This is a genomic window from Rhizobium sp. YIM 134829, from assembly GCF_046546455.1.
On the sequence record NZ_JBKHKI010000004.1, the window covers coordinates 56,634 to 72,017 of the forward strand.

Genomic DNA, 15,384 nt, shown 5'->3' on the forward strand with positions numbered 1-15,384 from the left:
GCGGCGGGCTTTTGTGGGTGTCGATCGGATTAAGCCGCGACGACGTCCTTCTGCCATTCGCGGATATCGACGAAATGGCCGGCAATGGCGGCGGCGGCGGCCATGGCGGGGGAGACGAGGTGGGTACGGCCCTTGAAGCCCTGACGGCCCTCGAAATTGCGGTTCGAGGTGGAAGCGCAGCGCTCGCCCGGCTTCAGCCGGTCGTCATTCATCGCCAGGCACATGGAGCAGCCCGGCTCGCGCCAGTCGAAGCCGGCTGCCTTGAAGATCCGGTCGAGGCCCTCAGCTTCCGCCTGTTCCTTGACGAGGCCGGAGCCGGGCACGATCATCGCGTCGACATGGGCGGCGACCTTGCGGCCTTCGACGACCTTGGCGACGGCGCGCAGGTCCTCGATGCGCCCATTGGTGCAGGAGCCGATGAAGACGCGGTCGAGCGTAATGTCGGTGATCTTCGTGCCCGGCTTCAGGCCCATATAGTCGAGCGCCCGCCACTTCGAGGCGCGCTTGGTCTCGTCTTCGATATCGTCCGGATTCGGTACGATGCCCTGAACGGAGATGACGTCTTCCGGCGAAGAACCCCAGGAGACGATCGGCGGCAGTTCGGCGGCGTTCAACACGACGACGCGGTCGAAATGGGCGCCCTCATCGGTCTGCAGCGTCTTCCAATAGCTGATTGCCTGCTCCAGCGCCTCGCCTTTTGGCGCGCGTGGCTTGCCCTTGATGTAGTCGAAGGTCTTCTCGTCGGGGGCGATCAGGCCGGCGCGGGCGCCACCTTCGATCGTCATGTTGCAGATGGTCATCCGCCCTTCCATCGACAGCGACCGGATCGCTTCGCCGGCGAACTCGATGACATGGCCGGTGCCGCCGGCCGTGCCGATCTCGCCGATGATGGCGAGAATGATATCCTTGGCGGTCACGCCTTCGGGCAATTGCCCGTCGACGCGCACCAGCATGTTCTTGGCCTTCTTTTGGATCAACGTCTGGGTCGCCAGAACATGCTCGACCTCCGACGTGCCGATGCCGTGCGCCAGCGCGCCGAAGGCGCCATGCGTCGAGGTGTGGCTGTCGCCGCAGACGATGGTCATGCCGGGCAGGGTGAAGCCCTGCTCCGGGCCGACGATATGGACGATGCCCTGCCGCTTGTCCGATGCGGAGTAATATTCGACACCGAAATCGGCAGCGTTTCGCGCCAGCGCTTCCACCTGGATGCGGCTTTCCTCGTTCTTGATGCCGAGATGGCGATCGGGCGAGGTCGGCACATTATGGTCGACGACGGCCAGCGTCTTCTGCGGCGCGCGCACCGGGCGGCCGGCCATGCGCAGCCCTTCGAAGGCCTGCGGGCTCGTCACCTCATGCACGAGGTGACGGTCGATATAGAGGAGACAGGTTCCGTCATCCTGCTGGCTGACGACGTGGTCGTCCCAGATCTTGTCGTAGAGAGTCCGCGGTGCGCTCATGGCGTTCATCCATCATGATCAAATCGAAATCGGAAAAAGGCTGGCCGGGAGGCCGGGTGCGGCGCATGCCGAGCGGCAGCGGCGCGCCGGGGCAAGCCCGGGAAAGGGTCAGCGAAGCCGGCTGGTCAGCGCCCCGCAGACACGCGCGAAGAAACGGGCCGGCAGACGCTTATGGTCCTGCAGCACGATAATATTCTGCGCGCGACATCCGAACTTGGATTCCATGGGCTGGGAAATAACAGTTTTTCCCACGCCGGGCAAGATTTGCAGCCTGGCACGAACGAAGGACAGTGAAAGTTGTTCGGACGTCCGCCGGGTCAGCGCCGCTCGCTCCCTCGCAACCGCTGCTCCAGCGCGCGCAGCGCCAGCGAGAGGCCGATGGTCAGGATCAGGTAGATGTAGGCGACGATGGAGTAGGTTTCGAAGAAGCGGAAGGAGCCGGAGGCGTAGACCTTGCCCATTTGGGTCATGTCCTGGACGCCGAGCACGGAGACGAGCGAGGAATCCTTGACCATGGCGACGAAATCATTGCCGAGCGGCGGCAGGATGGTGCGGATCGCCTGGGGAAAGACGACAAGGCGGAAGCGCTGCCAGCGCGAAAGCCCGAGCGCCTCGGCCGCCTCCACCTGGCCACGATCGACCGACTGGATACCGGCGCGAAAAACTTCGGCGATGAAGGCGGAATAGCCGATGGTGAGCGCCAGGATCGCCCGCCACATCAGCGAGATGTCGCGCACCATCAGCGGCTCGGCCAACTCCGCCCTGATGAGCGGTGCCAGGAGGACATTCAGCAGGGTCACGAGACCGGGCGCGCCGACGAAGGCGATGTAGAAGAGCAGCACGAGAATGGGGATGCCGCGGATGACCTCGGTATAGAACCGCGCCGTCTGGCGCATCCAGGCCCGTTCGGAAAGCGCCATCAGCGCGATTCCGAGGCCGACGAGGGTGGCGAGCGCGAAACCCACCAGCGTGACGAACAGGGTGATGCCGAGCCCGGCGACAACGACGGAAAAGACCTGGGCATAGAGATCATCAAGGGCGATGACGACGGCGAGCGCCAGGGCGATGAGGCCCAGCACGACAAGCCACCAGGGCCTGTCGCGGCCAGGCGAGGGAGAAGGGGCCATGCGGGCGGGTCTTTACTGGCCCATCTTGTAGTCGACGAACCATTTCTTGTTGAGCGCATCGAGCGTGCCGTCGGCCTTCAGCGCCGCGATTGCCGCATTGACCGGGGCGACGAGGTCGGAGCCCTTCTTGAAGATGAAGCCGAAATCCTCGCTGCCGAGCGGACCGCCGATGATCTTCAGGCTGCCGCCCGAGGCCTCGACATAGCCCTTGCCGGCCGTGCCGTCGGTCAGGACCACATCGACATCGCCGGCCTTCAAGGCCTGGACCGTGGCGCCAAAGGTCTCGAAGAGCTTGATGCGGGAGTTCTGCTCGTTGCCGTCCAGCACTTCATAGACCGCGGTATAGAACGGTGTCGTGCCGGCCTGGGCGCCGATCAGACCTTCGGTGAAGGCGCTGAAGCTCTTGGCGTCGGTGAAGCGGTTTTCATCGCCGCGCACCAGCATGAACTGCTCGGAGCGCATATAGGGATCGGAGAAATCCACCTTCTCCTTGCGCTCTTCCTTGATGGTGATCCCGGTCGTGCCGATGTCGTACTGGCCGTCGGACACGGCCTGGATCATCGCGTCCCAGCTGGTGTTCTGGTAGGTGATCACCATGTTCAGCCGCTTGGCGATCTCGTTCAGCGCATCATACTCCCAGCCGATCTGCTGCCCGGTCTTGGGATCGACGAACTGCAGCGGCGGATAGGCGTTCTCGGTGACGACGGTCACGGCACGACCCTTGAGATCGGGTAGGTCGGCGGCGGCAGCCGGAAGAGAGAGGAAGGCAGGCGCGGCGGACAGAACGGCCAGCGCGGCAAGGAGGGTGCGACGGGTCGGCATGGGGGTCTCCTGCAAAGGGGGCTGCCGAACCTGTCATGACTTGCGCGTGCGATGCAAGGAAAAGGGCACTCGGACCAAGCGCCGCCAACGAAAAAGGCGACCCGAAGGCCGCCTTTCGCGCAATCATTCTTCCACGGCGCCAGAGGCGCGAGCGGCTTATTCGGCTGCGTTCTCGGCAGCGGCCTTCTCGGCAGCAGCCTTTTCGGCGGCGAGCGCCTGGGCGGCTGCGACCTTCTCGGCCTCCAGACGGGCCTTCTCGTCGGCCACCGACTGACGCTCGGCTTCGTTCAGCTTGCGGGCGCGCGTGCCGGTATTCTCAACGATACGGGCCGACTTGCCGCGGCGATCGCGCAGGTAATAGAGCTTGGCGCGGCGGACCTTACCGCGGCGGACCACTTCGACGCTCTCGACGAGCGGGGAGTAGATCGGGAAGACGCGCTCGACGCCTTCGCCATACGAGATCTTGCGGACGGTGAAGCTTTCGTTGATGCCGCCACCCGAACGGGCGATGCAGACGCCTTCATAGGCCTGCACGCGGGTACGCGTGCCTTCCGTGACGCGGACGTTGACGCGCAGCGTGTCGCCCGGGGAAAATTCCGGAAGCGTGCGCTTGGCTTCGATCTTGGCGGCCTGTTCGGCTTCCAGCTGCTGGATGATGTTCATCGGAGGTACCTCTGTTTTTCTGAAACGACCAGAGCGCCCGGGTGAACCGCGCAGGCGTGCCGTGCGGTCATGCGGCTGAAGCCGCAGGGGCGGATGCGTCATTCTTTCTTATGGTCGACGACGAATGCCGAGCCGGCCGCGCGAATACACCAAGTCTCGGGGCTTGTCACCCCTCGCGCCCGCTTTTGACAGACATGCATCCCGAATTTCGAGGAATGTTCGAACATAAAGCGAACATAATCCGCTGGCAGCGCCAGGAGCCATGATGAGGCACAACACCGATATCCAGGACCTTCTTAACGCCGACGAGAGGGACGAGCAGGCCGGCGCGGCTTTTCATCCCGCATCGGCGGAGGCATGGTCGCTGCCGATGATGGACGATTCGCTAGACCTCTTCGGAGCGGACAAGACCGAACAGGCGACGGTCGTGCCGGTGCTGATCCCGATGCCGGCCGAGCGGGCCTATTCCTACCGCGTGCCGCCGGGCATGGCGGTGCAGCCGGGCTCGGTGGTGCAGGTGCCGCTCGGGCCGCGCCAGGTCATGGGTGTTGTCTGGGACGGAGGCGGTGAGGGCAGCGACCGCGTCGATCCCGCCAAGCTGCGCGACATTACCCATGTGTTCGATTGCCCGCCGCTGGCAAAGGACATGCGCGCCTTTCTCGACTGGGTCTCCGCCTATACGCTTTCCCCGCCGGGCCTCGTGGCACGCATGGCGCTGCGCGCACCGGCGGCGCTCGATCCGGAGCCGATGGTCGAGGGGCTGCGGCTGACTGACACGCGGCCGGAGCGACTGACGCCGGCGCGTCGCCGGGTGATCGAGGTGGCCGCGAACGGCATGTTCTGGACCCGCTCAGGCCTTGCCCATGCTGCCGGCGTCTCTGTGAGCGTGGTCGAGGGGCTTGCCACCCAGGGCGTGTTCGAAACGAGCTTCATGCCGCCGCCGCCGCTGGTGGCGGCACCCGATCCCGATCATGCGCCGCCGGTGCTCGATGCCGGCCAACGTGAGGTGGCGGATGCGCTGATTGACACCGTCGCCGCCGGCGGCTTCTCGGTTTCGCTGATCGATGGCGTCACCGGCTCCGGCAAGACAGAGGTCTATTTCGAGGCGATCGCCGCGGCTGTGAAGGCGGGCAAGCAGGTGCTGATCCTGTTGCCCGAGATCGCACTGACGGCCACCTTCCTCGCCCGGTTCGAGGCGCGGTTCGGCGCAAAGCCTGCCGCCTGGCATTCCGATCTCGCGCCGAAGACGCGGGAGAAGGTCTGGCGGCAGGTGGCGGAAGGCAGCGTGCGCGTCGTGGCCGGCGCGCGCTCCGCCCTCTTTCTTCCGTTCGAAAAGCTGGGCCTCATCATCGTCGACGAGGAGCACGACCCCGCCTACAAGCAGGAAGACCGTGTCTTCTATCACGCGCGTGATATGGCGGTCGTCAGGGCGCGGCTCGGCGGGTTCCCGACCGTGCTGGTTTCCGCCACCCCTTCGGTGGAAAGTCGGGTGAACGGCGAGGCCGGGCGCTATCGCGCACTGCATTTGCGCACCCGCTTCGGCGCGGCCGCCATGCCCGATCTTTCGCTGATCGACATGCGCCGCCACCCGCCGGCCCGCGGCGGCTTCATCTCGCCGGTGCTGATCGAGAAGATCGGCCAGGCGGTCGAACGCGGCGAGCAGGCGCTGCTCTTCCTCAATCGGCGCGGCTATGCGCCGCTCACTCTCTGCCGGGTGTGCGGCCATCGCTTCCAGTGCCCCAATTGCTCCAGCTGGCTGGTGGAGCATCGCTTCCGCAGCCAGATCCAGTGCCACCATTGCGGCTATCACGAGCGCACGCCCGAGGCCTGCCCGGAATGCGGCACGCTCGACCATCTCGTTGCCTGCGGCCCGGGGGTGGAGCGGATCGCCGAGGAGATCGACAGCCATTTTCCGAAGGCGCGCACCATCGTCCTTTCGTCCGACCTGATGGGCGTCAAGCGGCTGCGGCTGGAGTTGGAGGCGATCGCCAAGGGCGAAGTCGATATCGTGGTCGGCACGCAGCTGGTCGCCAAGGGGCACCATTTCCCGAACATGACCTGCGTCGGGATCGTCGATGCCGATATCGGGCTGTCGAACGGCGATCCCCGTGCGGCCGAGCGCACCTTCCAGCTCCTGAATCAGGTGACGGGCCGCGCGGGCCGCACGGGACTGAAGAGCCACGGCCTCATCCAGACCTACCAGCCGCAGCATCCGGTGATGCAGGCCATCGTCTCCGGCGATGCCGAAGCTTTCTATGAGCGCGAGATCGGCGAGCGGGAGCGGGCGATCCTACCGCCCTTCGGCCGGCTGGCCTCCATCATCGTCTCGGCCGAGACGCGGGTCGAAGCCGAGACCCATGCCCGCGGCCTGCGCCAGGCCGCACCCGCCACCTCCGGCATCTCGGTGCTCGGTCCAGCGGAAGCCCCACTCGCTCTGGTGCGCGGTCGCCATCGCTTCCGCCTTCTCGTTCATGGCCGGCGGGCCAGCGACATGCAGGGCTTCGTCCGCGCCATGATCAAGGCCGGGCCGAAGCCGCGCGGCTCGGTCCATGTCCAACTCGATATCGATCCGCAGAGCTTTCTGTAAGTGTTCGCGCACTCATCATGCTTGCCATGGATTTTTTCCCGGCAAGCGATTCCTGCGCAGTGGAATTTCGAGTAGATCAGCGGACAAGCAGTCAGGGGGCCGGCATGGACGTCTATATACCGAGCGAAACCGGCGAGTTTCTGGCCTTCTGCGCCGCGATCGTCACGGTGTTGATCGGCCTCTTCTTCCTGTTCGCGCCCGGGATCGCCTTTCGTGCGATGGGGATTACGCTGCGCGAGGGACGCCGCGGCGGCTATGCCGAGGCACGCTCGACCCTCGGTGGTTTTCCGCTCGGCCTGGGGCTCTCAGCCATCGTGCTCGCCCAGCCCTTCGTCTATCTGGCGCTCGGCGCCGCCTTTGCGCTCGCCGCCTTCGGCCGCATTCTTTCCATGATGTCGGACGGCGCCAATACGGCGCTCAATTGGGCCTTGCTGGCCGTGCAGCTCGCGCTCGCCGTCCTGCCGCTCGCCTATGTCTTCGGCTTCACCTGAGCGAAAGAAAGAGCTTAGATCACGAGCGCGTCATCTCATTCCCCATTTTGGGCGAAATTTGGCCGAAGCGGGCGCACTTCGCGATCCAATCGTGTTGCGAGTCCAATTTTCCTATGCTAGACGACCTTCGACTTCCTGGGGGAACCGTGCTTAAGCAGGCCGGATGTCCTTGAAGATACAGCAACAAATTCAAAGTGTTCGGCTTTCGGCTCCGGAAGCCGCTCTTGGATGAAAAGCAAGAGAAGCGCGCGTCCGTGGCAAAACCCTCCGACCTCATTTCCGGTGTTGCAGAAAGGTATGCGTCCTCGCTCTTCGATCTGGCACTGGAGTCCGGATCGGTGGAGAGCGTGCAGGCGGACCTCGACCGGTTCCAGGGCCTCATCAACGAGAGCGCCGACCTGAAGCGGCTGATCGTCAGTCCCGTCTTTTCCTCCGACGATCAGTTCAAGGCGATCTCCGCGATCGTCGCGAAGGCCGGCCTGTCCGGTCTCGTCGCCAATTTCCTCAAAGTGGTCGCCCGCAATCGGCGCCTCTTCGCCGTTCCCGGCATCGTGCGCGCCTTCCGCGAAATCGCGGCGCGCAACCGGGGCGAAGTCGCAGCCGAGGTGACCTCCGCCCATGCGCTGAACGACCAGCAGCAGGCTGAATTGAAGGCGGCGCTCAAGGGCGTCGCCGGCAAAGACGTGACGATCAACGTCACCGTCGATCCGTCCATTCTCGGTGGTTTGATCGTCAAGGTCGGGTCCCGCCAGATTGACACTTCCCTTCGCACAAAGCTCTCGAGCCTTAAGCTTGCACTGAAAGAGGTCGGCTGATGGATATCCGCGCCGCGGAAATTTCCGCAATTCTCAAAGATCAGATCAAAAACTTCGGCCAGGAGGCTGAGGTCTCCGAAGTCGGCCAGGTTCTCTCCGTCGGCGACGGTATCGCCCGCGTCTACGGTCTCGACAATGTCCAGGCCGGCGAAATGGTGGAATTCCCCGGTGGCGTGCGCGGCATGGCGCTGAACCTCGAAGCCGACAATGTCGGCGTCGTCATCTTCGGTTCGGACCGGGCCATCAAGGAAGGCGACACCGTCAAGCGCACCGGCGCGATCGTCGACGTTCCCGTCGGTCCGGAACTGCTTGGCCGCGTCGTCGACGCGCTCGGCAACCCGATCGACGGCAAGGGTCCGATCAATGCCACGCGTCGCGCCCGTGTCGACGTCAAGGCTCCGGGCATCATCCCGCGCAAGTCGGTTCATGAGCCGATGTCGACCGGCCTCAAGGCCATCGACGCCCTGATCCCGGTTGGCCGCGGCCAGCGCGAGCTGGTCATCGGCGACCGCCAGACCGGCAAGACCGCCATCATCCTCGATACGATCCTGAACCAGAAGGCGATCCACGACGCCGGTCCGGATTCGGAAAAGCTCTACTGCGTCTACGTGGCCATCGGCCAGAAGCGCTCGACCGTTGCCCAGTTCGTCAAGGTGCTCGAAGAGCGCGGCGCACTGCAGTATTCGATCATCGTTGCCGCAACCGCCTCCGACGCCGCGCCGATGCAGTATCTGGCGCCCTTCGCCGGCTGCGCCATGGGCGAATATTTCCGCGACAACGGCCAGCATGCGCTGATCGGTTATGACGACCTGTCCAAGCAGGCCGTTTCCTACCGTCAGATGTCGCTGCTGCTCCGCCGTCCGCCGGGCCGCGAAGCCTATCCGGGCGACGTCTTCTACCTGCATTCCCGCCTGCTCGAGCGCGCTGCCAAGCTTTCGGACGAAAAGGGTGCCGGTTCGCTCACCGCTCTGCCGGTCATCGAGACCCAGGGCAACGACGTGTCCGCCTTCATCCCGACCAATGTGATCTCGATCACCGACGGGCAGATCTTCCTCGAAACCGACCTGTTCTACCAGGGCATCCGCCCGGCCGTGAACGTCGGCCTTTCGGTCAGCCGCGTCGGCTCGGCCGCGCAGATCAAGGCGATGAAGCAGGTGGCCGGCTCGATCAAGGGCGAGCTCGCTCAGTACCGCGAAATGGCGGCCTTTGCGCAGTTCGGCTCGGACCTCGACGCCTCCACCCAGCGCCTGCTTAACCGCGGTGCCCGCCTGACCGAACTCCTGAAGCAGCCGCAGTTCTCGCCGCTGAAGACGGAAGAGCAGGTTGCGGTGATCTTCGCCGGCGTCAACGGCTATCTCGACAAGATCCCGGTTGCCCAGGTCGGCGCCTTCGAGCAGGGGCTGCTGTCCTACATGCGCTCGGAAGGCAAGGGGATCCTCGATACCATCCGCTCGGAGAAGCAGGTATCCGACGACACCAAGTCGAAGCTGAAGGCGGCGCTGGACAGCTTCGCCAAGAGCTTCGCCTGAACGCTGACCCGGCTTGAACGCCCATTAGGACGGACACTGGATGCCTTCTCTTAAGGATCTGAAAAACCGGATCGCCTCCGTCAAGGCGACGCAGAAGATCACCAAGGCCATGAAAATGGTGGCCGCGGCGAAGCTTCGGCGTGCGCAGGAGGCGGCCGAAGCGGCGCGTCCCTATTCGCAGCGCATGAGCGCTGTTCTGTCCAACATCGCCCAGGCGGTGGGAACGGACGACAGCGCACCGCTGCTGATGACCGGTACCGGACAGAACAAGACCCACCTCCTGGTGGTCTGCACGGCCGAACGCGGGCTGTGCGGCGGGTTCAACTCGCAGATCGCCCGCTTTGCCCGCGATCACATCCGCCGGCTCCAGGCGGAAGGCAAGACGGTCAAGATCATCTGCGTCGGCAAGAAGGGCTATGACATCCTTCGCCGCGAATTCGCCTCGCTCATCATCGACCGCGTCGATCTGCGCGAAGTGAAGAAGGTCGGCTTTACCAATGCCGACCAGATCGCGAAGAAGGTGATCGGCCTCTTCGAAAAGGGCGAGTTCGACGTCTGCACGCTGTTCTATTCCGAGTTCAAGTCGGTGATCAGCCAGGTTCCGACCGCGCTGCAGCTGATCCCGGCGGCTGCGCCCGAGGTGACGCCGGTCGATGCAGGCGCTGGTGCGATTTACGAATATGAGCCGGACGCCGGCGAAATTCTGAGCGACCTTATTCCGCGCAATATTTCGGTGCAGATCTTCCGGGCGCTGCTCGAGAATGTCGCGGGCGAAATGGGCGCCAAGATGAGCGCCATGGACAATGCGACGCGCAATGCCGGTGAAATGATCAACAAGCTGACGCTGAACTACAACCGTCAGCGTCAGGCTCAGATCACCAAGGAACTGATCGAGATCATTTCGGGCGCCGAGGCGCTCTAAGCCATCGCCGGCCGGAGCTTCTCGCTTCGGCACCGCGCGATGCGGGCAGGAAACAGAGTGACTGGCTGCGCCATCTCCGCTTGTGCCGGAGCCAGTCGAAGGAACGAAAGAACAAGAGGGTAAAACCATGGCTGATACAGCGACCCTGGATCGCACCGCAACGGGTACCGCGGCTGGCCGCGTCACGCAGGTCATCGGCGCTGTCGTCGACGTGGCCTTCGAGGAGGGTCAGCTTCCGGCAATCCTCAATGCGCTCGAAACAGACAATAACGGCTCGCGCCTTGTTCTCGAGGTTGCCCAGCACCTCGGCGAGAACGCCGTGCGCACCATCGCGATGGACTCGACCGAAGGTCTCGTGCGCGGCCAGGCCGTTCGCGACACCGGCGCGCCGATCACCGTTCCGGTCGGTCTCGAAACGCTCGGCCGCATCATGAACGTCATCGGCGAGCCTGTGGACGAAGCAGGCCCGCTCGTCACTTCCGGCAAGCGCGCCATCCACCAGGACGCGCCGTCCTATGTCGAGCAGTCGACCGAAGCGCAGATCCTCGTTACCGGCATCAAGGTCGTCGACCTGCTCGCCCCTTACGCCAAGGGCGGCAAGATCGGCCTGTTCGGCGGCGCCGGCGTCGGCAAGACGGTTCTGATCATGGAATTGATCAACAACGTCGCCAAGGCGCATGGCGGCTACTCGGTGTTCGCTGGCGTCGGTGAGCGCACCCGCGAAGGCAACGACCTCTATCATGAAATGATCGAGTCGGGCGTCAACAAGCATGGCGGCGGCGAAGGCTCGAAGGCCGCGCTCGTCTATGGCCAGATGAACGAGCCGCCGGGTGCCCGCGCTCGCGTCGCTCTGACCGGCCTGACGATCGCCGAAGATTTCCGCGACGCAGGCCAGGACGTCCTGTTCTTCGTCGACAACATCTTCCGCTTCACCCAGGCCGGCTCGGAAGTGTCGGCACTGCTCGGCCGTATTCCTTCGGCCGTCGGCTATCAGCCGACGCTTGCGACCGACATGGGCCAGATGCAGGAGCGCATCACCACGACCACCAAGGGCTCGATCACCTCGGTTCAGGCCATCTATGTTCCGGCCGACGACTTGACCGACCCGGCGCCGGCCACCTCCTTCGCCCATCTGGATGCGACCACCGTTCTGTCTCGCTCGATCGCCGAAAAGGGCATCTATCCGGCCGTCGACCCGCTCGACTCCACCTCGCGCATGCTCGACCCGATGGTCGTCGGCGAGGAACACTACGAGGTCGCCCGCAAGGTGCAGACGACGCTGCAGCGCTACAAGGCCCTGCAGGACATCATCGCGATCCTGGGCATGGACGAACTGTCCGAAGAGGACAAGCTCGCCGTCGCCCGCGCCCGCAAGATCGAGCGCTTCCTGTCGCAGCCCTTCTTCGTCGCCGAAGTCTTCACCGGTTCGCCGGGCAAGCTCGTCGCGCTCGAAGACACGATCAAGGGCTTCAAGGGTCTGGTCAACGGCGAGTACGACCACCTGCCGGAAGCTGCCTTCTACATGGTCGGCTCGATCGACGAAGCGATCGAAAAGGCCAAGCGTCTGGCTGGCGAAGCCGCCTGAGCCTGATATGAAGAGCCGGCGGCGCCCATCGCGCCGCCTGTTCCGCCTCGGCGGAACGCTGCAGAAACGGTTTCGCCGGGCGCCTGCCGCCTGCGCCAGAAGAAGCGAATGACGAACCATGGCTGATTTCAATTTCGAACTGGTCTCCCCGGAACGGCTGCTGCTTTCGGAGCGCGCAACCGAGGTGGTCATCCCCGCCACCGATGGCGAGATGACGGTCATGGCCAACCATGCGCCGACGATGACCACCATCAAGCCCGGCGTGGTCACGGTGAAGACGGCGAGCGGCCAGACGCAGCGCTACGTGGTCTTCGGCGGCTTTGCCGATATCCTGCCGTCCGGCTGCACGCTGCTTGCCGAATCCGCCGTTCCCGCGGACGAGTTCGACAAGACGCAGCTCGAGCGCCGCATCGCGGCGGCTCGCGAGGAGCTGGAGGCGGGCGAGCACGCCGACGAACACAAGACCAAGCTGGAGCAGTTCCTCTCCCAGCTGGTCCACCTCAACGAGAATACGCTTCCGGGTTGACCGGCTGACGAAAGACCCGGCTGCTGCCGGGTTTTTTGTTTGCTCTGTCAAAGCCCGTCGTGCCCTCGCGACTGCGCCAAGCGAGGCGGCGCCTGCCGCGAAGTCCGCCGGATCGCTCCGGTCATCCGCGTTTGTACGCCTCCGCTCAAGGAAACAGCCCATGACCGTCAAGATTGTTCCCGTCATCATGGCCGGCGGCAAGGGAACGCGACTCTGGCCACTGTCCCGTTCCTCCGCGCCGAAGCAGTTTCTCCAGTTCCTCGGCGAGCATTCCCTGTTTCAGAAGACGCTGCAGCGTGTCTCCGATCCGGCGATCTATGCGCCGGCCGTCATCGTCACCAATGCCGATTTCCGCTTTATCGTCGCCGAGCAGGCCCAATCCGTCGGCGCCCCGCTGGCCGCCATTCTCCTGGAGCCGATCGCGCGCAACACCGCGCCGGCCCTTGCGGCTGCCGCCGAGGTGGTGATCCGCGAGAGCGGCGAAGAGTCGCTGCTGCAGGTGCTCGCGTCCGATCATGAGATCGATGCCGGCGAACATTATTTCGAGTGCATCCGCATTGCCCGCGACACGGCACGGGCGGGAAAGCTGGTGACCTTCGGGATCCGCCCGACGGAGCCAGCCACCGGGTACGGCTATATCGAGACCGGGGCAGCGCTGCCGAGTGGCGCGCGCGAAGTTGCCCGCTTCGTGGAGAAGCCCAACCGCGAAAAGGCTGAAGCACTGCTGGCAAGCGGCAACTACCTCTGGAATTCCGGCATGTTCATGCTGCCGGCGCGCCAGTTCCTGGACGAAATGACGGAGTTCGTCCCAGACGTGGTCACGGCGGTCCGCGAGGCGCTCTCCGCCGGCACGCGCGACCTCGATTTCGAGCGCCTGGATGCCGCTGCTTTCGCGCGGGCGCCGGACATCTCCGTCGACTATGCGGTGTTCGAGAAGACCGGCAATGCCGCAGTCGTTCCCTCGGAATTCAAATGGTCGGACCTTGGCAGCTGGGATTCCGTCTGGGCGATCGGCAATAAGGATGCCGATGGCAATGTGGTCGGCGAGTGCGCCAGCGTGTCGAAGACCCGCAATTCACTCGTCCTGTCGCGCGATATTCATCTCGCCGTCCACGGGCTGGAGGATATCGCCGTCATCGCCAGCGAGGACGCCGTCTATGTCGGGCCGCTCGCGGCGAGCCAGGACGTCGGCACGATCGTCAAGGCGCTCGCCAAGGTCGAGCGCACACGGCCGCTCACCGAGGTCCACCCGACCTCCTACAAGCCCTGGGGCGCGGTCGCCTCCGTGCTCTCGGGCGATCGCTTCGAGGTCAAGCGCCTGCATATTGCACCCGGCCGCAAGATTTCGCTGCAGAAGCATTTCCACCGTTCCGAACATTGGGTGGTGGTACGCGGCACGGCGGAGGTGACGCTCGGCGACGAGACGCGGCTCCTGCATGAAAATGAGTCGATCTATGTCCCCCAGGGCATGACCCACCGTCTCGCCAATCCCGGCAAGATCCCGCTCGAGCTGATCGAAGTACAGACGGGTTCCTATCTCAAGGACGACGACACGATCCGGATCGACGACGAGTTCGGCCGGATCTGAGGGCTGGCAGACATGGAAACGCCCGGCCGCAAGACCGGGCGTTTCGCTTTGCATGTCGCCGGGATCAGCCGGCGCGGCGCTCGCCGAGACGCTCCTGCGCATAGTGAGCGCCGAACCTGTTGGCGAGGAAGGCATCGAGCGGGATATCTTCCTGGCGCACGAAGCCGGTCGCCGGCAGAGTGCCTTCAGCGAGCATGTCGAGCACCGCGGCGATGCTGGCGGCAGTGGTGATCTGGATCGCGCTCATCATGCGCCCGGCCACGACGCCGCTATAGATTTTGTTTGCATAGGTCTCCTGCACCAGCCGCCCGTCGCGCCATCCCGAGACGGTGACGAAGACGATCACCACATCCTGGGTGGTGGAGGGCAGGGCATGTTCGAGAATGTCCTTCAACACCTCACGCCGGTGGCGAAGACCGAGATCGTTGAGCAGCGCCTTCATGATGGCGGCGTGGCCGGGGTAGCGGATTGTGCGATAGTTCAGCGTCCGCACGCGGCCCTCCAGCGTTTCGCACAGCGTGCCGAGACCGCCGGAGGTGTTGAAGGCTTCATAGGTCACGCCGTCGAGCGAAAACTCCTCGCGCTCTTCCAAGGCCGGCACATGGGCGAGCCGCCCCTCGACGATCGCCTCGCAGGGCTCGATATATTCGTTGATGACGCCGTCCGTGCTCCAGGTCAGGTTATAGTTCAGCGCGTTGGAGGGATATTGCGGCAGGGCGCCGACGCGCATGCGTACGCTGTCCAGCGTCTCGAAACGCGCGGCGAGATCGCTGGCGACGATCGAGATGAAACCTGGGGCAAGGCCGCATTGCGGGATGAAGGCGGTCGATGCGCCTCTGGCCGCCGCCTCGGCCGCCAACGCCTTCACCCGACGGGTGGATTCCACGTCTTCGGTCAGGTCGAGATAATGCACGCCGGTCCGCGCCGCGCTCTCGGCAATGGCCGTGGTGAGATGGAAGGGCGCGGCCGAGAGGACGGCGAAGGAGCCGGCAAAAAGCCTATCCAGTGCCTCGCCATCGGTGATGTCGATCGGATGCAGGCTGAGGGCCGGATGCGGTTCGACGGCGGCGAGCTGGGTCGCGCTGCGGTCGGCGAGCTTGACGCGATAATCGCCGCAATGGGTCAGCAGCCTGGCAATGGTGGCTCCGATCTTCCCGGCTCCGACAACGACGATGTCCTTCATAGATTCCCCCTTTATGGAAAGCCTGTCGATGAGGGAGAATTGCCCAAGACAACGTTGATTTGCAGCGTGATTCTGCGCATTCTGCCGTA

The 15,384-nt window shown here is 64.4% G+C and carries 12 protein-coding genes and 1 pseudogene; 8 read left to right on the plus strand and 5 right to left on the minus strand.

Features of this window, described 5'->3' with window-relative positions:
- Positions 1–29 precede the first annotated feature (29 nt).
- From leuC to rplS, 4 genes are all read right to left on the minus strand, one after another.
- The gene (gene leuC / locus ACLE20_RS09110; RefSeq protein WP_410939962.1) at positions 30–1,457 is read right to left on the minus strand and encodes a 3-isopropylmalate dehydratase large subunit; all 1,428 of its coding nucleotides are present in this window, start codon (positions 1,455–1,457) and stop codon (positions 30–32) included.
- A gap of 317 nt (positions 1,458–1,774) precedes the next feature.
- Positions 1,775–2,584, minus strand: a complete 810-nt coding sequence (locus tag ACLE20_RS09115) for an amino acid ABC transporter permease (protein ID WP_410939963.1) — start codon at positions 2,582–2,584, stop codon at positions 1,775–1,777.
- A 12-nt stretch (positions 2,585–2,596) separates the two neighbouring features.
- Positions 2,597–3,406 carry a transporter substrate-binding domain-containing protein gene (locus tag ACLE20_RS09120; protein WP_410939964.1) on the minus strand — a complete coding sequence of 270 codons (810 nt, stop codon included), beginning with the start codon at positions 3,404–3,406 and terminating at the stop codon, positions 2,597–2,599.
- Between the two features lie 156 nt (positions 3,407–3,562).
- The gene (rplS, locus tag ACLE20_RS09125) at positions 3,563–4,069 is read right to left on the minus strand and encodes a 50S ribosomal protein L19 (protein ID WP_410939965.1); all 507 of its coding nucleotides are present in this window, start codon (positions 4,067–4,069) and stop codon (positions 3,563–3,565) included.
- Between the two features lie 370 nt (positions 4,070–4,439).
- Here rplS and ACLE20_RS09130 point away from each other — a divergent pair, with 370 nt between their 5' ends.
- The 8 genes and pseudogenes from ACLE20_RS09130 (at position 4,440) to ACLE20_RS09165 (ending at position 14,112) form a co-directional block, all read left to right on the plus strand.
- Positions 4,440–6,656 carry a primosomal protein N' gene (locus ACLE20_RS09130; protein WP_410940220.1) on the plus strand — a complete coding sequence of 739 codons (2,217 nt, stop codon included), beginning with the start codon at positions 4,440–4,442 and terminating at the stop codon, positions 6,654–6,656.
- 104 nt (positions 6,657–6,760) lie between these two features.
- A complete protein-coding gene (locus tag ACLE20_RS09135; protein ID WP_410939966.1) occupies positions 6,761–7,147 on the plus strand; it encodes a DUF4345 domain-containing protein in 387 nt (128 codons plus the stop codon).
- Between the two features lie 254 nt (positions 7,148–7,401).
- Positions 7,402–7,962 carry a F0F1 ATP synthase subunit delta gene (locus tag ACLE20_RS09140; RefSeq protein ID WP_410939967.1) on the plus strand — a complete coding sequence of 187 codons (561 nt, stop codon included), beginning with the start codon at positions 7,402–7,404 and terminating at the stop codon, positions 7,960–7,962.
- A complete protein-coding gene (gene atpA / locus ACLE20_RS09145; RefSeq protein ID WP_410939968.1) occupies positions 7,962–9,491 on the plus strand; it encodes a F0F1 ATP synthase subunit alpha in 1,530 nt (509 codons plus the stop codon). The genes ACLE20_RS09140 and atpA overlap by 1 nt, the downstream gene beginning before the upstream one ends.
- 40 nt (positions 9,492–9,531) lie before the next feature.
- Positions 9,532–10,413 (plus strand): F0F1 ATP synthase subunit gamma, encoded by an 882-nt coding sequence (locus ACLE20_RS09150; protein WP_410939969.1) that lies wholly within the window; start codon positions 9,532–9,534, stop codon positions 10,411–10,413.
- Positions 10,414–10,567: 154 nt separating this feature from the next.
- Positions 10,568–11,998: pseudogene (atpD, locus tag ACLE20_RS09155) on the plus strand (F0F1 ATP synthase subunit beta); the annotation flags it as partial.
- Between the two features lie 118 nt (positions 11,999–12,116).
- Complete coding sequence (locus tag ACLE20_RS09160; RefSeq protein WP_410939970.1) at positions 12,117–12,524, plus strand: F0F1 ATP synthase subunit epsilon; 408 nt, start codon at positions 12,117–12,119, stop codon at positions 12,522–12,524.
- A gap of 160 nt (positions 12,525–12,684) precedes the next feature.
- Positions 12,685–14,112, plus strand: coding sequence for a mannose-1-phosphate guanylyltransferase/mannose-6-phosphate isomerase (locus ACLE20_RS09165; protein ID WP_410939971.1), 1,428 nt, complete (start codon positions 12,685–12,687; stop codon positions 14,110–14,112).
- A gap of 64 nt (positions 14,113–14,176) precedes the next feature.
- On the opposite strand, the gene ACLE20_RS09170 is transcribed toward ACLE20_RS09165, so the two are convergent.
- Positions 14,177–15,295 (minus strand): saccharopine dehydrogenase C-terminal domain-containing protein, encoded by a 1,119-nt coding sequence (locus tag ACLE20_RS09170; RefSeq protein WP_410939972.1) that lies wholly within the window; start codon positions 15,293–15,295, stop codon positions 14,177–14,179.
- Between the last annotated feature and the right edge of the window lie 89 nt (positions 15,296–15,384).